The sequence below is a fragment of the Hymenobacter jeollabukensis genome (assembly GCF_005771675.1).
Classification (GTDB): Bacteria; Bacteroidota; Bacteroidia; order Cytophagales; family Hymenobacteraceae; genus Solirubrum; species Solirubrum jeollabukense.
The window spans coordinates 457,195-476,184 of sequence record NZ_VAJM01000001.1; the positions used below are offsets into that span (position 1 = coordinate 457,195).

The following is an 18,990-nucleotide window of genomic DNA, read 5'->3' on the forward strand; positions in this document are numbered from 1 at the left end:
CCCGCCCTGGCAGCGGTTGGGGCGGGCTCTATTTCCTTGTCTCGGTCTTAATTCACGATGAACAAAACCCTACTCCTGCTGGGCTTGCTGGCCAGCGGTTTTTCGGCGTCGGCGCAGTGGCTGAACCGCCCCGTCCCCTTTGCCAACCCCGCTCAATTCAACCTGAGCATTTCCGCCGTCGACGCGAACGTGGCCTGGACCACGGTGGTGGAACCGGACAACATCCTGGACGGCCCCACGCTGCTCTACGCGCGCACGACCAACGGCGGCCAGAACTGGACGGTGCAGCCCGTGCCGGGCGTGGCGCAGGGCGAGGCCATTGTCGAGCTGCAGGCCCTTGATGCCAATACGGCCTGGGCCATCGTCGCCAGTGACCTGGGTACGCCCGGCGCTACCGGCAACCGGCTCATCAAAACCACCAACGGCGGCCAGACCTGGACCGTGGCCAGCACGCCGGCCATGTTTGCCGACTCCGAAAGTTTCCCCGCGTACCTGCGCTTCTTCAATGCCAGCCAGGGCGTGGTCATCGGAGAAGCCGTGGGGGGACGCTTCGAGATATATACCACCAGCAACGGCGGCAGCACCTGGACGGCCGTGCCCGCAGCCAATATTCCGGTCACGCTGCAGTACGAAACCATCTACGAAATCGTGCCGCGCATCGCGCAGAGCGGGACGTCCCTGTGGTTTACCACCGATGAAGGCCGCGTATTCTACTCGGCCAACGCCGGCCAGAGCTGGGCGGCCAGCAGCACCGGGATGGATGCCAGCAATGAATTCGCGGCGGCCATTGCCTTCCGCGACGCCAACAACGGCCTGATCATGCTCGTCGACGGGCAGCTGCTGCGCACCACCAACGGCGGCGCTACCTGGACGCGCCTGCAGCCCGGCGGCGCCTACCATACCGTCGGCCTCGACGCTGTTCCGGGCACCCGCACCTACGTCGCCACCGGCGTGGCCTTATCGGGCACCGGCCCGGGCTTCGGCACCGGGGCCGGCTCCTCGTACTCCACCGATGACGGCCAGACCTGGACGCCCATCGAAAGCACGCGAAACCACGGCCTGGTCGATTTCGTGAGTGCCGCGGCCGGCTGGTCGGCGGAACTGGTGGTGGATGCCAACGGGGACGTGACGGGCGGCGCGGGCATGAACCAGTACGTTGGGACGGCCCTCTCGTCGGCTCGCCCGCAGGCCCTGGCCGTGCAGGTAGCCCCCAACCCCTCGGCCGACGGCCGCTTCCGCGTGCAGGTGCCCGCCGGGCCGGCCGCTCACCTGCGCGTGCGCGACGCGCTGGGCCGCCTAGTGCTGGAGCAGCCCGCCGCCGCTGCCGCCGAAACAACCCTCGACCTGAGCCGCTGCCGCGCCGGCCTCTACACGCTGGAGCTGCGCGCCGGCGACGCCCGGGGCCAGCAGAAGCTGGTGGTGCAGTAAACGGCCTCGTTCGCACCCTATTAGCCGCCCGCCGACCATCGGTGGGCGGCTTTTTTTATGCCGGCGGCCCCAGCAGGTTCGATCAGTCCGCCCATACCTCATCCGGCCAGCTCTGGCTGCTCTGGGTGGCAGGCCGTACCTTCGCGCCCACATTTTCGAGTTTTCCCTGACGAATGAGCGTTCAGAAACCCAGCATCCCGAAAGGCACCCGCGACTTTGGTCCCGTGCAGGTGGCCCGGCGCAACTATATTTTCGGCGTTATCCGCCGCGTATTCGAAAAATTCGGCTTCGCCCCGCTGGAGACGCCGACGATGGAAAATCTGGCGGTGCTCACCGGCAAGTACGGCGACGAGGGCGACCAGCTGCTGTTCAAAATCCTCAACTCCGGCGACTTCGCCAAGGACGTGACGGCCGAGGACCTGACGGCCGGCGCCAAGAAAATCCTGCCCAAAGTAGCCGAGAAAGGTCTGCGCTACGACCTGACGGTGCCCTTCGCCCGCTACGTGGTGATGAACCGGGGCCAGCTCACCCTACCCTTCAAGCGCTACCAGATCCAGCCCGTGTGGCGCGCCGACCGCCCCCAGCGCGGCCGCTACCGCGAGTTTGTGCAGTGCGACGCCGACGTAGTGGGCACTAACTCCCTGCTCTGCGAGGCCGAAATCGTGCTGATGATCAACGAAGTGCTGTCGACGCTGGGCCTGACGGACTTCACCATCAAAATCAACCACCGCGGCGTGCTCTCGGGCATCTACCAGGCCCTAGGCGGCGTGGGCCGCGAGTCGGACCTGTTCGTGGCCATCGACAAGCTCGATAAAATCGGCCGCGACGGCGTGACCAAGGAGTTGCTGGAGCGCGGCTTCCCGCAGGCGGCCGTGGACAAGGTGTTCGGCTACCTGGAAGTCAGCGGCTCCTTCGACGAGAAGCTGGCCGCCCTGCGCGCTGCTTTCGGCCAGGATGGCGTGCTAACGGAGGCCACCGCCGGCCCCGCCAAGGGCTTGCAGGACCTCACCGAGGTGCAGCAGTACCTGCAGGACTTCGGCTTCCAGCACTTCGAGCGCCTCGACTTCGACGTGACGCTGGCCCGCGGCCTGAGCTACTACACCGGCTGCATCTTCGAAGTGAAGGTGAACAACGTGCAGATGGGCAGCATCTCGGGCGGCGGCCGCTACGACAACCTCACCGGCAGCTTCGGCCTGCCCGGCCTCTCCGGCGTGGGCTTCTCGTTCGGCGTCGACCGCATCTACGACGTGCTCGAAGAGCTGCAGCTGTTCCCCGAAGGCGCCGTGGCCGCCCCGCTCTGCCTGGTGGCCAATTTCGACGCCGAGGGCCGCAGCACCGTGCTGCCCCTGCTGCGCCAGCTGCGCGACGCGGGCCTCTCGGCCGAACTGTACCCGGAAGTCTCGAAACTCAAAAAGCAGTTCGAGTACGCCGACAAGCGCGGCATCCGCTTCATGATCCTGGCCGGCTCCGAAGAGCGCGCCAACGGCGTGGTGAAGCTGCGCGACATGCGCGCCGGCACCGAGCAAACCGTGGCTGCCGCCGAGGTGGCCGCCGCGCTGCAAATCCTGGCTTAGCCGCCTTGATGGTTAGCTGCAAAAAAACGGCCCCGCCTTCCTGGCAGGGCCGCTTTTTGTTCCGGGTAAGCCCGCTAGTAGATGCGGTAGAACAGCATTTTGCCGTTGCCGGTGCCGCCGCTGCCCGTGGTGGTGATGTGGCCGGTGTTGCCATTGCCGTCGTAGCCGCTGGCTTTGTTGTAGCTGCTGGTGCAGCCCGTGGCGGTGTGCGCCACCGTCTGGCCCGCGCTGCCGAGCTTGAACCCGTTTCCGTCGCCCGCGCCGCCGTAGCCATTGTTGGTGGCGGTGCAGTTGGTAATGGTCACGGTGTAGGGCTGCCCGTACAAATCCCAGCCGTCGTCGGAGTTATGGTTGGCCGTGCAGTGGTCGAATTTGTTGTTGCGCCCCGCCGATAGTTTGCAGGCAAAGCCGTCGGCATTTTCGCCGTTGTTGGCCGTGTCGAAATTCTCGGTGGAAGTACAATACGAAATGTTGTTGTCGTGCGCGCCGTTGTATACCTGCAGGCCCGAATCTTTATTGGCCGTGGTGGTAACTTTGTACACGTAATTATAGCCGCCCTGTTGGAACACCAGCCCGCAGTCGGGCGCATTTTTGATCACCATGTTGGTGATGTTCCAATAGCTGCCGTTCACCTTCACGCCCCAGCCCGACGCAATGCCCGAGCAGTCGAGCGTGCCGCCGGCAAAGTTGATTTTGGCGCTGCTGGTCCCGCTGTTCAGGCACTGCAGCGTGCTGGTGAGGCGAATGGTGCCGCTGACGGTGATGATGTCGCCGGGTTTGGCGTTGCCGATGGCCGTGCGCAGAGCCGATTCGGTGGTCACCGTCGTACTGACTTTGGCAGACTGCGACTTAGCGGTCAGTTCGGGGCTCAGCGTCGGGTCGTTGTGCTTGCTGCACGCGGCGGCGCCTACTGCCAGCAGCAGTAGCGTGGAAAGGGTTTTCATGGGATATTGTGTTGGTTGTGGAAATGCGCTAACCGCCTGGTTAGCCGGGGCTAATATTGACACCCTCCCAACGGCAAAATGCTCTGCGGAGTGGATATAATTATGCAATCGATATCGGGAACGATAACGGCATCGATTGCAAAGACGCGGCTTTATTTTTGTGGCACATTTGCTAATTTATAAAAGCTTACTTTCTTCCAAATAGAATTTGCACTAAATACCCATAGCATTAACGCAAATAATTTTCTCCGTTGCCGCAGCTGCGCGTTCAGTTCCCGGCAGCCGCCGGGCGGGTCGAGTTGGCGCCGGGGCCGCTGATTTCGCCCAATCTGAGTAGCTTCCGGCTCCCAAACGGCCGCCCACCCCCTCGCCCCGGCCGCGCTTCACCCCATGCCCGACACGTTTACCCTCAGCCCCGCCACTTACCTCGACCTCAATACCCTGGAGCAAGTACTCCGCGAACAGCGCCCCCTCGCCCTCAGCGACGACGCCCGCCAACGCATCGAGCACTGCCACCAGTACCTGCAAGACCGCCTCGAACACTCCGACGCGCCCATCTACGGCATCAACACCGGCTTCGGCGCCCTCTGCAACACCAGCATCTCGCCCGAAGACCGCGGCCAGCTCCAGACCAACCTGATGATGTCGCACGCCTGCGGCACGGGGCAGGAGGTCCCCGCCGAGCTGGTGCGGCTGATGCTGCTCCTGAAGGCCCAGAGCCTGAGCTACGGCCACAGCGGGGTGCAGTTGCGCACCGTGCAGCGCCTGCTCGATTTCTACAACCGCGGCATTCACCCCGTCGTCTACCAGCAGGGCTCCCTCGGCGCCAGCGGCGACCTGGCCCCGCTGGCCCACCTCTGCCTGCCCCTCATCGGGCTGGGCGAGGTGCACTTTGAAGGTTACCGCCTCGCCGCCGCCGACGCCATGCACCTCTTCAGCTGGCAGCCCATCGAGCTGCAGGCCAAGGAAGGGCTGGCCCTGCTCAACGGCACCCAGTTTATGCTGGCCTACGCCGTGCACACCACCCTGCGGGCCCGCCGCCTGCTCGAAGCAGCCGACGTTATCGGCGCCCTGTCCCTCGAAGCCTTCGACGGCCGCCCCGAGCCCTTCGATGAGCGCCTGCACCGCATCCGGCCCCACGCCGGCCAATTGGCCACCGCCCGCCACCTGCGCGAGCTGCTGGCCGGCAGCGAGCTGCAGCAGCAAGCGAAAACCGCCGTGCAGGACCCCTACTCCTTCCGCTGCATGCCCCAGGTGCACGGCGCCTCCCGCGACGCGGTGCAGCACGTGGCCGGCGTGGTCGAGACCGAGTGCAACGCCGTCACCGACAACCCCAACATCTTCCCCGAAAGCGACGCCATCCTCTCCGGTGGCAACTTCCACGGCCAGCCCCTGGCCCTTTCGCTTGATTTCCTGGCCATTGCCGTAGCCGAGCTGGGCTCGATTTCGGAGCGCCGCACCTACCAGCTCATCGGCGGGCAGCGCGGCCTGCCGCCCTTCTTGGTGGCCGAGCCGGGGCTGAACTCCGGCCTGATGATTCCGCAGTACGCCGCCGCCAGCATCGTCAGCCAGAGCAAGCAGTTGTGCACCCCCGCTTCCGTCGACAGCATCGTGAGCAGCAACGGGCAGGAAGACCACGTGAGCATGGGCGCCAACGCGGCCACCAAGGCCCTGCGCGTCATCGAAAACACCGAGCAGGTGCTCGGCATCGAGCTGCTGAATGCGGTGCAGGCCCTGGCCTTCCGCCGCCCGGCCCGCTCGTCCGAAGCCCTGGAAGCGGTGGTAGCCGCGTTTCAGCAACAGGCGCCCTTCATTGCCCGCGACCGGGTGCTCTACCCCGACCTGCACGCCGCCGCGCAGTTTGTGCGCACGTATGCCTGGGTGTAGCCACCCGGCGCTGCCTTGCTTTCGTACAGAATAGCCGCTGATGAAATATGAAAACCGGCCAGCCCGCGTTGGTCTCGCCATGATGCTTCGTTGTTTCGGACTGCTGGGGTGCCTGCTGGGGCTGACCATAATGGCGGCCCAGGCCCAAGCGGTGTGCCCCCTCGACGACGTGGGCATCCCCGGCAACTGCTTTCAGGTCTACAGCACCACCGGCCAGCTGCTCGACGTGGCCGGCCCCAACGGCCCCACGGTGCTCTGCGCTGGTACGCGCATCCGGGTGCGCTACTGCGGCGGTGAGAATATTCCGCGCACCAACATCCGCTACGGCTTAGGCTGCAGCGGCGCCAACACCGATACCATCACCACGCTGACGGTGCCCAGTACGGGCCCCTTGATCATTCTGCAGCAGCGGCCCAACCCCTTTCCGGCGGGCGGCAACGGCTACCCGGCCAACCGCCTAGGGCTGCAGTATTCCCGCTCGTTTGAGGTGCGCGCGGCGCCGGTACCGGCCGTGCAGGTGCGCTATTGCGGCAGCCCATTCACGCAGGTATTCGTGGCCATTACCAACGCGCAGTCCAACATCCGCTACGAAATCCAGCTGGGCAACGGCCCGCGCCAGCCCCTAACGCAGCCCAGCGGCGCGGCCTACCCCGTGCCGGCCGGAGCCGCTGGGCTCACCGTGTACGCCAACTACACCGACGCGCTGCTCTGCGAGGGCAGTACCCCGGTGACATTCACCGCACCGCCCACCGCCGGCACGCCGGGGCTGCAGCGGCTGGCGGTGCTGCCCACCGGACTGGCCTTCACGTTCAGCGGCCTGGTCAACGACCCGAGCTTCCGCTACGTGCTGGAGCCCGACGCCGGCCCGGGCACGCCGGTACCGGCCACCAGCACCACGTTTGAGCTGCCCGGCGCCTCGCTCAGCAGCTGCTACCGCCTGCGCCTCACCGATGCCTGCGGCCTGCTCAACCGCCCCTCGGCGGTGCTTTGCCCGGTGGATCTGCAGGTCAGTTCGGCCGACCGCCAGAACACGCTCACCTGGAGCCAACCCGCCGGCAGCACCGTCACCGCCTACGACCTGCTGCGCGACGGGCAGCCGCTGGCTACCGTCGCGGCCACCGACCGCCAGTACACCGACCAGACGGTGACCTGCGGCGTGGCCTACCGCTACCAGGTTGTGGCCCGCAGCGGCCCGGCCACCTCCGTTTCGGCTGAGCGCACGGTGACGACGGTGGCCGCCCAGGCCGCACCCGCTCCGCGCCTAACGGCTTCGTTCCGCCTCGACAACAGCGTCGAAATCAACCTGGCCGCCGCGGCCGCCGATACGGCCAGCCGCCTGCTGCTGCGCCGTACGCTTGGCACCACCACCACCGAGCTTCCCTTCTCGCGTCGCCGCCCGGTAGTTGATCAGCCCGGGCTGGTGACGCCCGCGCAGGTGCCCTGCTACGTCGGCCGCCTCACCGACCCCTGCGGCAACGCCTCGGCCGATGGCCCCAGCGCCTGCCCGCCGGTGCTGGCCGCCGTGCCCACCGACCGCGAAGGCAACCGCATCGACCTAACCTGGGCCGAGCCGGCCGGCCAGGGCAGCGGCTGGCGCTACCGCCTCATCCTGCTCGATGAGGCCGGCCAGGAGCTCAGCAGCTCGGCCCTGAGCACCGCCACCCAGCCCGCCCAGGCCCCTGCCCCGCCCACCGACCGGCAGGTGCTGCGCTACCGCCTCGAAGCCACTTCGGCCGCGGGCCTGGTGGTGTTCAGCAACGTGGCCACCGTCACCCGCAAGCTGCTGGTGATTATCCCCACGGCTTTCAGTCCCAACGGCGACGGGCTGAACGACGTGCTCGAAATCAAGGGCCGCTTCCTGAAGGCCTTCAGCCTGACGCTCTACGACCGCAACGGCGTGGAGGTATTCCGCGCCACCGACCGCGCCCAGACCTGGGACGGCCGCATCCGCGGCGCGCTGGCCGCCCCGCAGGTGTTTTCGTACCGCTTTGAGGCTGTGGATGAAACCGGGCAGCGCATCATCCAGCGCGCCACCGTCACGCTGCTGCGCTGAGCAGCGGTAGTAGGCCGGTCGGCTTGCGTGGCGTACTTTTGAAGTCCCAACGCCGGCGCCGGGCCGCGGTTTGGCCGTGGTCCGGCGCGGTTGTTTCTCCCCTTTTCCCGAAAACCGCCTCCGCTATGTTTGACATGATGGGCATGATGGGTCGCCTGAAAGACCTGCAAGAGAAAGTAAAGCAAGCCCAGGAAGAGCTGCAGCACATCACGGCCACGGCCGAAGCCGGCGGCGGCATGGTGCGCGCCACGGCCAACGGCAAGCGCCAGCTGCTCAAGCTGGAAATCGACGAGACGCTGCTCACCCCGCAGGACCGCGACATGCTGGCCGACCTGGTGGTGGCCGCCGTCAACAAAGTACTCGACGAAGCCGGCGACAAGGGCAAGGACCACCTCAAGTCGCGCACCCAGGGCCTGCTGCCCAACATTCCCGGCCTCGACCTGAGCGGATTTGGCCTCTAGCAGCGTACCGGCCACCGGCTACGCCACCGGCGTGGCCGTGGTCATCCTGAACTGGAACGGGCGGCGCTGGCTGGAGCAGTTTCTCCCGTCGGTGCTGGCCCATTCCGACGCGGCCCGCATCGTGGTGGCCGACAACGCCAGCTCCGACGACTCGGTGGCCTGGCTGCGGGCGCACTACCCCGAGCAGGTGCAGGTGCTGCGCCTGGCCGAGAATTTCGGCTTCTGCGAGGGCTACAACCGCGCCCTGCGCGAGCTGCTCGGCTACGCGCACTACGTGCTGCTCAACTCCGACGTGGAAGTGACGCCCGACTGGCTGCGCCCGCAGCTGCAGCTCCTGGCCGAGCGGCCCGCGGTGGCCGCCGTGCAGCCCAAAATTCGCGCCTTCCACGCCAAGACGGAGTTTGAGTACGCCGGCGCCGGCGGCGGCTACCTCGACCGCCTGGGCTACCCCTTCTGCCGCGGCCGCCTGTTCGACACGCTGGAAACCGACCAGGGCCAGTACGACGACCCGCGTCCCGTGGCCTGGGCTACCGGCGCCTGCATGCTGGTACGCGCCGAGGCCTGGCACGCGCAGCAGGGCCTGGAGCCGGCGTTTTTCGCCCACATGGAGGAAATCGACCTGTGCTGGCGCCTCTGGAACGCCGGTTATGAGGTGTGGTACCACGGCGGCAGCACTGTGTACCACGTGGGCGGCGGCACCCTGCACAAGTCAAATCCGCGCAAGACTTACCTAAACTTCCGCAACGGCCTGGCCCTGCTCTACAAAAACCTAGCGCCCGGCGAACTGTGGCCCACGCTGCTGCAGCGCACCGTGCTCGACCTCGTAGCCGCTGCGCAGATGCTGGCGAAAGGCCAGGCTGGCGACTTCCGCGCCATCCTGCGGGCCCACTGGCATTTCTGGCAGAAGCTGGACTACTGGCGGCAACGGCGCGCACTGGCCAAGCCGCATTTGCGCGCCGCCCAGCGGCCCGGCACCTACAACGGCAGCCTGGTCTGGGCCTACTTCGCGCGGGGCAAGCGTCGCTTCAGTGAGCTGCTGCCCTGAATCGTCCGCGCTCTGCGCCCTCAGCGTTTCTTCGGCGCCCTCAGCGGGCTGATTTCTCCGCTGAACGGCCAGGCCATAACGAAAAACCCGGCCGGATAGCGCAACGCCATCCAGCCGGGTTGAAGTCGAAGTCAAAAGCCAGTGCTACAAATCCCAAACCGTGCTCCGCTGCTGGCGCAGGGCGCGGCGCATGTTCATCCAGAAGGCCAGCGCGAAGTAGAGCACGACGGGCGAGCCGAACGTGAAGAACGAGGCGTAGATAAAGGACAGGCGGACGCTACGCGTGGAGAAGCCCAGCCGGTTGCCCATGGCGCTGCACACGCCGAAGCTTTGCTGCTCGATAAAGTCGGTAATGCGTTTCATAGCGGGGTGGGGTTCAGGGCAGTTCTGCCGAAAAGTTAACTTGCTGCCGGCAATCGGGCAAATCCCGGGCGCCGTAAAGTTCGTTGGTTACGTGTCCGAGCCGCCGCAATCTGCGTTAAGGGTGCTGATTTTGCCGTCTGAATTGAGTTGCATGAATGTTTCGCGCCGCGCGCTGGTCCCGCTAATTACGGTTATTTCAACGGCTTGGCTTCCCGCTTGTACGTTGCCGCGCATGTTGCGGGTTGCCCAGGGCGGCCAGCAGGTGCAGCCCCACCCGCCGGTGCTGGAGGCCAACGGCGACCAGGTGCTCGGGGAGCTGACCATCAAAGTGCCCGCCGCGCACCTGCACAAGGGCGCCGTGTACGAGCTGCCCCTGCGCTACCGCTACGACAACGGCCTGCGCGAAGACACCGTGGGCACCGTGCGCTTTCAGCTCGGCGAGTACGTGTACGACGACGCCGACAAGAGCCTGCTGGTAGTGCGCAAGCCGATAGCATTTCGCTTCGAGCCGCGCAAAAACCCGGGCCAGCTGCTGGCCCGCCCGCAGGTGCGCCAGCTCAAGGCCAACGGCAAGGTGCTCAAGGCCGAGCAGGAAATCGTGCTGGCGCGGGGCGTGGCCCAGCCCAGCCGGATGGTGGTGCGCGAGCTGCTGCCCGTGCAGTACCTACCCGAGGCGGCCAGCCTGGAGGGCGGCGGCACCCGGGTGCTGCCCTTTTTCTTCGACCAGGGCCAGTCGGCCATCCGCAACTACCTGGGCACCAACGTGGCCGCGCTGGAGGAATTTATCGAGGCCAACCAGCGCACCGAGCGGGTGATGATTGTGGCCGGCCACTCACCCGACTCGCTGGACTCGCACGACGCGCAGCTGGCCGACAAGCGCGTGAAAGCCCTGCTGAAGTATTACCAGAAGCGCCTCGATACCGATTCCTACCTTAATTCCCCAAAATCGGTGCGCTTCGAGACGCAGGCCTACCACCGCCGCTGGGATTTGTTCGTGAGCAAGCTGCAGGCCTCGGCCCTGAAGCCGGCCCAGCAGGATTCGGTTATCGACATCATCAACGACGCGCCCGGCGGCTGGGCCGGCAAGGAAAAAGCCCTGCACCGGCTCAGCTACTTCGACTACCTGGAGCAGTACATCTACCCGGTGATGCGCTTCGGCACGGTGGCCGTGAAATACTCGGCACCCAAGCGCCTGCAGTCGGAAATCTACATTCTCTCGAAGAAAATCGTGGAGAAGGAAGTGGAGGCCGACGCGCTGACGCCCGAGGAGCTGCGCTACTCGGCCACGCTCACGCCGCTGCTGGCCGAAAAGCAGCGCATCTACGAAACGGCCGTGGCCACCTCGGGCAGCTGGCAGGCCTACCACAACCTCGGGGTGGTGCTGCTGGAGCGCGCCGACAAGGAGGTATCGGACCGGGTGCGCAAGGCCTACCAGCGCCGGGCGGCCACCAACTTCACGCTGGCCGCCCACCGCAACCCCACGGCCGACATGTTCTACCACGTGGCCACCGCCTGGCACCGCGCCGGCGACCGGCTCGAAGCCCTGCAGAACTACGACTACGCCATCAAGCTCGGCGGCCCGCGCCTGGTGCTCGACAAGGTCTTTGCCGACAAAGCCGCCCTGGAAATCGAAATCGGCCAGACCGACGACGCCCTGCGCAGCCTCGCCTTCGGCGACCCGCAGGCCTACCAGAACGTGATGAACAAGGCCCTCATCTACCTGATGAAGGAAAACTACGAGGGCGCCGCCGACCGCTACCAGCAGGCCCTCACCATCCGGCCCAACGACGCGCAGGCCTACTACTGCCTGGCCGTGGTGGCCGCCCGCGCCCAGCGCCCCGGCGACGTGGGCCAGTTTCTGCGCCGCGCCGTGCAGCTCGACCGCAGCTACGCCCAGCGGGCCGTGGAGGACCTGGAATTCCGCGAGTACGCCTCGAATAAGGTCTTTACCGAGGCCCTGCGGCAGTAAATGCGGATGTGCGCGCCGCGTACGTCGTAGCGCGAATCGATGGCGTAAGCAGTTTTACCCGCCGCAAACGTTTGCTATTTCCCGCGAGGTGGCCCGAATTTGCCCACTCCGGCCGAGGGTTGTAGCTTTACGAGCCGGTTCAGCCCGAATCGGCCCAAGTTTTCATTGACCCGACTTTTTCTTTCCTGACATCTACATGCGGACCATCCAATTCCGGGAAGCCCTGCGCGAAGCCATGTCCGAGGAAATGCGCCGTGACCCGAGCATTTTCCTGATGGGCGAAGAGGTAGCCGAATACAACGGCGCCTACAAAGTAAGCCAAGGCATGCTCGACGAGTTTGGTGCGGAGCGCGTCATCGACACCCCGATTGCCGAGCTGGGCTTTGCCGGCATCGGCGTGGGTGCTTCGATGAACGGCCTGCGCCCCATCATCGAGTTCATGACCTTCAACTTCTCGCTGGTGGCCATCGACCAGGTGATTAACTCGGCCGCCAAGATGATGTCGATGTCGGGCGGGCAGTACACCTGCCCCATCGTGTTCCGCGGCCCGACGGGCAACGCGGGCATGCTCTCCTCGCAGCACTCACAGAACTTCGAGAACTGGTACGCCAACACCCCCGGCCTGAAAGTGGTGGTGCCCTCCAACCCCTACGACGCGAAGGGCCTGCTCAAGGCCGCCATCCGCGACAACGACCCGGTGATTTTCATGGAGTCGGAGCTGATGTACGGCGACAAGGGCGAGGTGCCGGAAGAGGAGTACATCCTCGAAATCGGCAAAGCCAACATCGTGCGGCCGGGCAAGGACGTGACGCTGGTATCCTTCGGCAAGATGATGAAGGTGGTGTACGCCGCCGCCGACGAGCTGGCCAAGGAAGGCATCGAAGCCGAGGTCATCGACCTGCGTTCGGTGCGCCCCATCGACTACGCCACCCTGGTGGAATCGGTGAAGAAAACCAACCGCCTCGTGGTGGTGGAGGAAGCCTGGCCGCTGGCCTCGATCAGCTCGGAGCTGGCCTACCACGTGCAGCGCTACGCCTTCGACTACCTCGACGCCCCCATCGGCCGCGTGACCTCGGCCGACGTGCCCCTGCCCTACGCCCCCACCCTCATCGAAGCCGCACTGCCGAACGTAGCCCGCACGGTGAAGGCGGTGAAAGACGTGCTGTACCGCTAAACCAGCCTACGCAATCAGCAAAAAGGCCCGGATGGTATTCCATCCGGGCCTTTTTGCTGTGGCCTATCATTCAACCTGTTAGGGCTGAATGATTTTCGTGGCCATTTGCAGCGTTGCTTGCGTGCTGGAAGACAGCATAAAGCAGATCAGTAGGAAGAAGGCGTAGGACGTGGCCAGTCGCGTCAGCTGCAGCCGCGTCAGCTGCTTGAATTGGCCTTGCCAGTGGCTGGGCCAGCCAAAGCAGGCTACCGCGTAGAGTAGCAGGTGCAAGGGCAGGAAAAAACGGCACTCGACCACCATCGGCACGCAGGCGGCGCAGGGCAGCAGCAAGGCGGCCAAAATCAACCAATGATCGATACGCAGGTTCTTTTTCGCAAAAATCAGGACCAGCAGGGCGCTAAAGAAATACGTATAGTTCAGGAATGACAGCCACAGTGCCTTCGCATGTACATGGGCCAGGTACGGCGTGGTGTATAAGATATCCAGCCCATTAAAGAGGTGCCGGCCATACAACGCAATAGCATCAACGGGCCTTTTAAGCATAAACAGAAAATAATCTGCGTATGACGTAAGCTCAGCTACGCCTTCGTTATTAAGCATGGTCTGCCCCGCCAAGTCGTTGAAGAACACCTGCGCATTGGGGTAGTCGCCGCCAATATTGGTTTCGTAACGCTGAACTTTCAACCCGCTATTTAATTGCCACAGGTACAAGTTGGGTTTCCCGGCAACCAAATAATATTCGTTATCGGCCAGCACCAATACGCTATTGCTTCCCAAATTCGTTTTATTGATTAAATACTGCGGCAATCCGACCAGAACGAGGCCGCCAGCAAAGGCAGCAAGGGCCAGGTAATTGCGGGCATGCAGATACTTCTGACGTAACACGGCCTGCTGCTGCACAACCAGCAGCAATAAAAAAGGCGCGGACAGCACGTATACCGGCCGTATGTATATCGCAGCGGCAGTCAGAACGCCCACCAGAAAAGCACCCGGAATATTCCGCAGCTTGTACGCCGCGAGAATAGCTGCCATTACCGCCAGAAGCCCGGGAAAATCCGAAAGCGTGAAATTGAAATAGTCCCGCCACATGAAAAACCCGGCGGCGGCAAAAGCTAACCGGCGAAACCAGCCGAGCCGATTCGTGCGTGTAACGGCCATCCACAACGACGGCGCCACCACGGCAAATATTGTACTGGCGTACAGTGCCCCCAGCAGTTTAATGGCCACCATTTCTTTGCTGGACGGTTCCGGGTCGCCCTCGCTGAAAAAGAAGATAAGCGGGTAATTCAGCAAGGGGTACACATACCCCCGCAACCGGTCAGTGAAATTCAGAAGCGAAAATTTATCATCCACCACAAAGGTTTTGGCATACTTCCAGTAATCATGCGAATCATAATAAAGGGTATTATACTTCGAGGTAAGCAAGTGCGTTGAAAACACCAAGAAGACGATAAAGAACCACAGGAGGCTGTTTTCGAGCAGCGGACGTTTTGAAGCAGATTCTTTCATGCAATACGGATACAATGCGCAGACAAAAGTATAGCGGATTCGCAAACGGTGTATCCCCGGCGACGTGCGGAAACCAAATCTTGCGGGTATAGGGCGTGTTTGGTTTTCTCAGTTTCTGGTCCTGCTCATCTGGCAGCCGCGCCGTCGAAGCAGTTCTACTGCCTCGTTGAATCGTGCGGTGCAGACGTTGCGCGGGGCTCCGCCTGGGGTTTGGAGGCCTGTTAAGCCAAAACCCGAACACGCTCCTACGCTGCCCAGCCAAGGAGCCGGCCCCGGGCAGCTAGCGCGGGGGCGACAGTCGCTGGCCCAACAACGAGCGGCCACCATACTCTAGTTGGGCTTGGGTAGTGGCCGAGAGGACAAAGCATCCCCACAAAAACGCCGCGTAAGCCGCACCAACCAGCCACAGCCGCCGCTGGGGTATTGCTGCCGGCCGCCACTTAGCGGACCAGCCGAAGCACAGCAGCGCGTAGAGCAGCAGATGCAGGGGCAACAGATAACGGCATTCCAGGTCGGTGGGCACGACGAGCAAGCAGGGTACCAGCAGGGTCGCTAGCACCAACCATTGCACTGCGCTCAGCCGTCGACGCCCGTGCCACGCCACCAACCCGGCGGCAAACCAGATGGTATAATTCAGCATGGCAAGCCCCCAGGTGGGCGCGTACACCCGCTGAATGTAAGGCGTAGGGTACTGCACGTCGAGACCGTTGAAGAGGCGCCGCAAGTAAAGGCGGGCGAAGAATACCGGGTGCCGCAACACCAGGCGGGCGTATTCGGCGGTGGAGCGAAACTCCCGCAGGTGCTGCTGCTCCACGAAGCGGCGGCCGGCGGGGTCGAAAAAGAAGAGCACCGACTGCGGATAATCGGTGCCGATGCTGGTTTCGTACTTCTGAAACTTCAGGCCCCGCAGCAGCTTGAAGCAATACAAGGTGCCGGGGGCAATATTGGCATCCTGGGCCAGCACCAGCGGGGTGTCTTGGGCGAAGTGGCGCTGATTGATGAGCAGCTGCGGCCCGAGCACCAGCACCGCCCCCAGTAGCAACGCGGCTACCGCTCCGGCGAGGCGGCCAGCACTCAGCCCGGCGGGCAGCAACATCCACTGTAGCATCAGAAAGAATGGCACCGACGCGAGGTAGATCGGGCGCATGTTGGTGGCCGCGGCCAGGCACAGGCCCGCCGCCAGCGCCGGCCCCAGGCACCCCGGCCGACGGAAGAGCAGCAACAGGCCGAGACCCAGCGCCCACAGCGCGGGGAAATCGGTGAGCGGGAAGTTGAAATGGTCGCGCCACAGCAGGAAACCGAGGCCGGCAAACGCCAGCCGCCGCCGCCAGCTCAGCGGCGCAGCGGCGGCCCGCACGGCCTGCCACAGCAGCGGCCCCAGCAGCCCGAAGCCCCCGGCCGCCGTTAGCGCGCCCAGCAGGCGGGTAAAGAAGATGGGCGGCAGCCCTGAATAAAACTGTGCCACCCGCGCCGGCAGCAGCAGCAGCGGCCACACGTAGCCGCGCATGGCATCGTGGAAGTGCAGCAGCGAGATGCTGCCTGCTTTGTGGAAGTAGATGGAGATGAACCAGTACAGCTCGGCGTCATACACCAAACGCGGGTAGCCGGTCAGCGGCAAATACAGCAGGTAGCCCAGCAGCACTAGCAGGGCCAGCGGCAAATAAAGGCGCCAAGCAGGTCGGCTCGGCAGAAAGGCGGTGGAATCGGGCAAACGCAACGGAAAATGTGACGAGAAGGTCGCGCATCGAGGCAGCGGCACCCGGCGAAATTACCACGCCGGACTCAGAACCGCGGACTTCTGCACGTGTCCTCGTGCGGGCTCCATTTTCGTCACATGATGGGTAGAGAACCGCGCAAGAAAGTCAATTCCCTACCCCACTGCCCATCCCTGGTTCAGGGCCAAAGCAGGCGTGGGCCGTTGCTCATGTGCCACATGGTGTTCGACGACATGACCAGGCACATCAGCACGAAGGCCACGTAGGCCAGCGCCACCGGCCAGCGCAGCAGCCACTGGCGCCAGTCGGTGGGCCACTGAAAGCAGAGCACGGCGTAGATCAGCAGGTAGATCGGAATGAAGAAACGGCACTCGATGGCGGTGGGAATGGCCAGCAGGCAGGGCCCGACGAGTACCACCAGCACCACCCACTGCGGCCAGCTGGGGCGCTGGTGCCGCCGCCCCAGCAAGAGCAGCCCGGCCAGAAACAGCACCGTGTAGTTCAGCAACGACAGCGGCAGCGTGGAGCCGTACACCCGCGGCAGGTAGGGCGTGGGGTATTTCACGTCGAGCCCGTTGAAGATGTGGCGGGCGTAGAGCGCGGCCATGTCGGGCAGGTTGTGGCCGACGGCCACGAGGTAGTGGTTCAGGTCGCGCAGGCCGTAGACAAAGGAAATCTGCTCCTCGTCCATGATGCGCTGCCCCACCTTGTCCACGTACATGATGCGCGGGTCGGGCTCCTTAGTATTCGGGTAGTTAGGGTCGATGGTGGTTTCGTACTTCTGCACGGCCAGGCCCCAGCTGAGCTGCGAGAGGTAGAGGCTCTGCGGGGCAGCGGGGTTCTTCCAGGTGAGCACCAGCGGGGTGTACTGGTCATAGTGCCGGGCATTCATGGCCAGCTGCGGGGCGCCCACCAGAGCCATGCCCAGCACGAAGGCCCCGAGCAAACGGCCTACCACCGGCCAGCCCAGGCGCTGCTGCCGGGCCAGCACCAGCCCGCCGAGCACCAGCAGCCCGGCGGCACCGGCGTACACCGGGCGCATGTTCACGGCGGCCATGCACAGCGCCCCGGCCAGCAGCAGCCAACCCGGCCGCTGCCCGCGCCGGGCAATCAGCCAGAACACCGTCAGCATAAGGCCCAGCGACAGGAAATCGGTGAGCGGGAAGTTGAAATAGTCGCGCCAGAACAGGAAGCCCAAGGCCGCAAAGGCCAGCCGCCGCGGCCAGCTCAGCGGCGCGGGCGCCACCACCGCCTGCCAGGTGGCCGGCGCGGCCCAGCCAAACAGCCCGGCGGCCAGCACCGCGCCCAGCACCCGCGTAAACTGAATCGGCGGAACGTGCGTGAGGTAAGCCGCTACCCGAAACGGAAACAGCAGCAGCGGCAGCAGGTAGCCCCGGATGCTGGAGTTGAACGAGAGCAGACGGAAGCTCTTGGTGGGATAATAGTAGAGGCCCGTCAGGTCCCAGTACGTCATCGAATCGTAGTACAGGGCCGTATACGGGGTGCTGAACAGGTACACCAGGTAGCCCAGCAACAGGGCACCGGTCAGGCGCCGGACGATGACGCGTTCGGGGGCGGAGGACGGCTGCAAACTCATTCGTCCGCAAAGGTGTACCTTTTAGACCGAGCTTTGCCAGTTCCGCCCGCTTCTTCCCCCGCCGCATTCCCCATGAATAACCGCCTGCACCTGCGCTTCGAACAGCTCGAAAGCGCCACCGAACAGCTCCTGCAAGCCGCCGCAAACCTGGGCGAGCGGGCCTACGCGGCCCCGGCCGCCGGGCAGTGGTCGGCCGCGCACGTGGTGCACCACCTGCTGGCGTCCGAAGTGGCCATCGGGCAGTATCTGCAGCAGAAACTGCGCGAGCAGGCGCAGCTGGGGCCGGCCACGCTGGGCACCAAGCTGCGCGCGGTGCTGCTGCGGCTGGCCCTGCGCCTGCCGGGCCTGAAGTTCAAAGCCCCCGCCAAGCTCGCCGCCCTCACTCCCACCGACACCACCGCCCTGCCCCCGCTGGCCGACATGCGCCAGCAGTGGGCCTCCACCCGGCGGCAGCTGGAGCAGCTGCTCAACGAGTTTCCGAGCAAACTAGCCCGCCGCCCCATCTTCAAACACCCGCGCGCCGGCATGCTTACCATCGAGCAGACGCTGGATTTTATGCTCGACCATGTGCTGCACCACCGCCAGCAGGTGGCGCGCATTGCCAAGGCCCTGGGCGCCGCCCCCGTCCCGGCTCCGCCCGCCCGCAAGGGCCAGCAAGCCGCGGCTGGGTAACCGCATCGGCAGCATCGCCCGAAATCAACCAAAACCACTCCGGCCCGGCCGATTCGAACAGTGCTTCGAATCGGCCGGGCCGGCTTATTGCTGAAATTTGGAAAAACAGCTTTATTCGGCCTTGGGCCGCCGCTCAATCTCGCCGTAGGTGCTGTGGTGCGTCAGCTGGCTGAGGGCGGTGGCTAGCTCCACCGGCGGCACGGCCAGCTTGCGCTGGCGCAAATCCAGCCAGGCCCCGTCGACGGTGATGGTGGCCGAGGCGCGCCCGTCCTGCTTGTACACCGTGTGCACGATGCGCCAGCGGCTGCCGTCGGGGCTCAGGCCGGCCAGTTGGGCATCCACCTTGATGGTTTCGTTCGGGCTGATTTCCTTCAGGAAGCGCGTGTCTTCGCGGAACAGGATGGGGCCGATGCCGAGCTTGGCAAACTGCGCCAGCGGAAAGCCCGCGTCGGTGAGGTAGTCGAGGCGCAGCTGGGCGGCGTAGTCGTTGTAGGCCGAGTGGCGCATGTGGCCGTTCGGGTCGAGGTCGGCCCACCGAATGGGGTAGTGCTTGGCGTAGGTCGTCATGAGGGAGGAAATGGGCGCGCGGCCGAAAGGCA

General features: G+C 64.7%; 15 protein-coding genes. 9 read left to right on the forward strand and 6 right to left on the reverse strand.

The features are described from left to right. Positions 1-57: 57 nt before the first annotated feature. Positions 58-1,428 carry a T9SS type A sorting domain-containing protein gene (locus FDY95_RS02030; RefSeq protein WP_138075044.1) on the forward strand — a complete coding sequence of 457 codons (1,371 nt, stop codon included), beginning with the start codon at positions 58-60 and terminating at the stop codon, positions 1,426-1,428. Positions 1,429-1,601: 173 nt separating this feature from the next. Next, the gene (gene hisS / locus FDY95_RS02035; protein WP_138075045.1) at positions 1,602-3,002 is read left to right on the forward strand and encodes a histidine--tRNA ligase; all 1,401 of its coding nucleotides are present in this window, start codon (positions 1,602-1,604) and stop codon (positions 3,000-3,002) included. A 74-nt stretch (positions 3,003-3,076) separates the two neighbouring features. Here the strand turns inward: hisS and FDY95_RS02040 are convergent, their stop codons facing one another. After that, the gene (locus FDY95_RS02040; RefSeq protein WP_138075046.1) at positions 3,077-3,946 is read right to left on the reverse strand and encodes a right-handed parallel beta-helix repeat-containing protein; all 870 of its coding nucleotides are present in this window, start codon (positions 3,944-3,946) and stop codon (positions 3,077-3,079) included. A 390-nt stretch (positions 3,947-4,336) separates the two neighbouring features. On the opposite strand from FDY95_RS02040, the gene hutH reads away from it, so the two are divergent. From hutH to FDY95_RS02060, 4 genes are all read left to right on the forward strand, one after another. Continuing rightward, positions 4,337-5,833: a histidine ammonia-lyase gene (hutH, locus tag FDY95_RS02045; RefSeq protein WP_138075047.1), complete on the forward strand. Its 1,497-nt coding sequence runs from the start codon at positions 4,337-4,339 to the stop codon at positions 5,831-5,833. Positions 5,834-5,912: 79 nt separating this feature from the next. Continuing rightward, a complete protein-coding gene (locus FDY95_RS02050) occupies positions 5,913-7,886 on the forward strand; it encodes a T9SS type B sorting domain-containing protein (protein ID WP_171025487.1) in 1,974 nt (657 codons plus the stop codon). A 125-nt stretch (positions 7,887-8,011) separates the two neighbouring features. Further along, entirely contained in the window at positions 8,012-8,347 is a 336-nt protein-coding gene (locus tag FDY95_RS02055) for a YbaB/EbfC family nucleoid-associated protein (RefSeq protein WP_138075049.1), read from the forward strand. Then, the gene (locus tag FDY95_RS02060) at positions 8,337-9,392 is read left to right on the forward strand and encodes a glycosyltransferase family 2 protein (RefSeq protein ID WP_246073900.1); all 1,056 of its coding nucleotides are present in this window, start codon (positions 8,337-8,339) and stop codon (positions 9,390-9,392) included. Before FDY95_RS02055 ends, FDY95_RS02060 begins: the two co-directional genes overlap by 11 nt. Positions 9,393-9,536: 144 nt before the next feature. On the opposite strand, the gene FDY95_RS02065 is transcribed toward FDY95_RS02060, so the two are convergent. After that, the gene (locus FDY95_RS02065) at positions 9,537-9,755 is read right to left on the reverse strand and encodes a PspC domain-containing protein (RefSeq protein WP_138075050.1); all 219 of its coding nucleotides are present in this window, start codon (positions 9,753-9,755) and stop codon (positions 9,537-9,539) included. 232 nt (positions 9,756-9,987) lie between these two features. On the opposite strand from FDY95_RS02065, the gene FDY95_RS02070 reads away from it, so the two are divergent. Further along, complete coding sequence (locus tag FDY95_RS02070) at positions 9,988-11,724, forward strand: tetratricopeptide repeat protein (RefSeq protein WP_138075051.1); 1,737 nt, start codon at positions 9,988-9,990, stop codon at positions 11,722-11,724. A gap of 196 nt (positions 11,725-11,920) precedes the next feature. Further along, the gene (locus tag FDY95_RS02075; RefSeq protein WP_138075052.1) at positions 11,921-12,898 is read left to right on the forward strand and encodes a pyruvate dehydrogenase complex E1 component subunit beta; all 978 of its coding nucleotides are present in this window, start codon (positions 11,921-11,923) and stop codon (positions 12,896-12,898) included. A 78-nt stretch (positions 12,899-12,976) separates the two neighbouring features. Here the strand turns inward: FDY95_RS02075 and FDY95_RS02080 are convergent, their stop codons facing one another. The 3 genes from FDY95_RS02080 to FDY95_RS02090 form a co-directional block, all read right to left on the reverse strand. Continuing rightward, positions 12,977-14,407, reverse strand: a complete 1,431-nt coding sequence (locus FDY95_RS02080; RefSeq protein WP_138075053.1) for a hypothetical protein — start codon at positions 14,405-14,407, stop codon at positions 12,977-12,979. A 280-nt stretch (positions 14,408-14,687) separates the two neighbouring features. After that, complete coding sequence (locus FDY95_RS02085) at positions 14,688-16,118, reverse strand: hypothetical protein (RefSeq protein ID WP_138075054.1); 1,431 nt, start codon at positions 16,116-16,118, stop codon at positions 14,688-14,690. Between the two features lie 182 nt (positions 16,119-16,300). After that, entirely contained in the window at positions 16,301-17,713 is a 1,413-nt protein-coding gene (locus tag FDY95_RS02090) for a hypothetical protein (protein ID WP_138075055.1), read from the reverse strand. Between the two features lie 78 nt (positions 17,714-17,791). Here FDY95_RS02090 and FDY95_RS02095 point away from each other — a divergent pair, with 78 nt between their 5' ends. Continuing rightward, positions 17,792-18,391: a DinB family protein gene (locus tag FDY95_RS02095; protein ID WP_138075056.1), complete on the forward strand. Its 600-nt coding sequence runs from the start codon at positions 17,792-17,794 to the stop codon at positions 18,389-18,391. 111 nt (positions 18,392-18,502) lie between these two features. Here the strand turns inward: FDY95_RS02095 and FDY95_RS02100 are convergent, their stop codons facing one another. Next, complete coding sequence (locus FDY95_RS02100) at positions 18,503-18,958, reverse strand: acyl-CoA thioesterase (protein ID WP_138075057.1); 456 nt, start codon at positions 18,956-18,958, stop codon at positions 18,503-18,505. Positions 18,959-18,990: the final 32 nt, after the last annotated feature.

Excerpts from the sequence above, each read along its gene's own strand:
- FDY95_RS02095 (WP_138075056.1), top strand. The coding sequence starts at position 17,792 with ATGAATAACCGCCTGCACCTGCGCTTCGAACAGCTCGAAAGCGCCACC.
- FDY95_RS02030 (WP_138075044.1), top strand. The coding sequence starts at position 58 with ATGAACAAAACCCTACTCCTGCTGGGCTTGCTGGCCAGCGGTTTTTCG.
- FDY95_RS02055 (WP_138075049.1), top strand. The coding sequence starts at position 8,012 with ATGTTTGACATGATGGGCATGATGGGTCGCCTGAAAGACCTGCAAGAG.
- FDY95_RS02050 (WP_171025487.1), top strand. The coding sequence starts at position 5,913 with ATGATGCTTCGTTGTTTCGGACTGCTGGGGTGCCTGCTGGGGCTGACC.
- FDY95_RS02065 (WP_138075050.1), bottom strand. The coding sequence starts at position 9,755 with ATGAAACGCATTACCGACTTTATCGAGCAGCAAAGCTTCGGCGTGTGC.
- hutH (WP_138075047.1), top strand. The coding sequence starts at position 4,337 with ATGCCCGACACGTTTACCCTCAGCCCCGCCACTTACCTCGACCTCAAT.
- FDY95_RS02080 (WP_138075053.1), bottom strand. The coding sequence starts at position 14,407 with ATGAAAGAATCTGCTTCAAAACGTCCGCTGCTCGAAAACAGCCTCCTG.
- FDY95_RS02070 (WP_138075051.1), top strand. The coding sequence starts at position 9,988 with ATGTTGCGGGTTGCCCAGGGCGGCCAGCAGGTGCAGCCCCACCCGCCG.
- FDY95_RS02040 (WP_138075046.1), bottom strand. The coding sequence starts at position 3,946 with ATGAAAACCCTTTCCACGCTACTGCTGCTGGCAGTAGGCGCCGCCGCG.
- hisS (WP_138075045.1), top strand. The coding sequence starts at position 1,602 with ATGAGCGTTCAGAAACCCAGCATCCCGAAAGGCACCCGCGACTTTGGT.
- FDY95_RS02075 (WP_138075052.1), top strand. The coding sequence starts at position 11,921 with ATGCGGACCATCCAATTCCGGGAAGCCCTGCGCGAAGCCATGTCCGAG.
- FDY95_RS02100 (WP_138075057.1), bottom strand. The coding sequence starts at position 18,958 with ATGACGACCTACGCCAAGCACTACCCCATTCGGTGGGCCGACCTCGAC.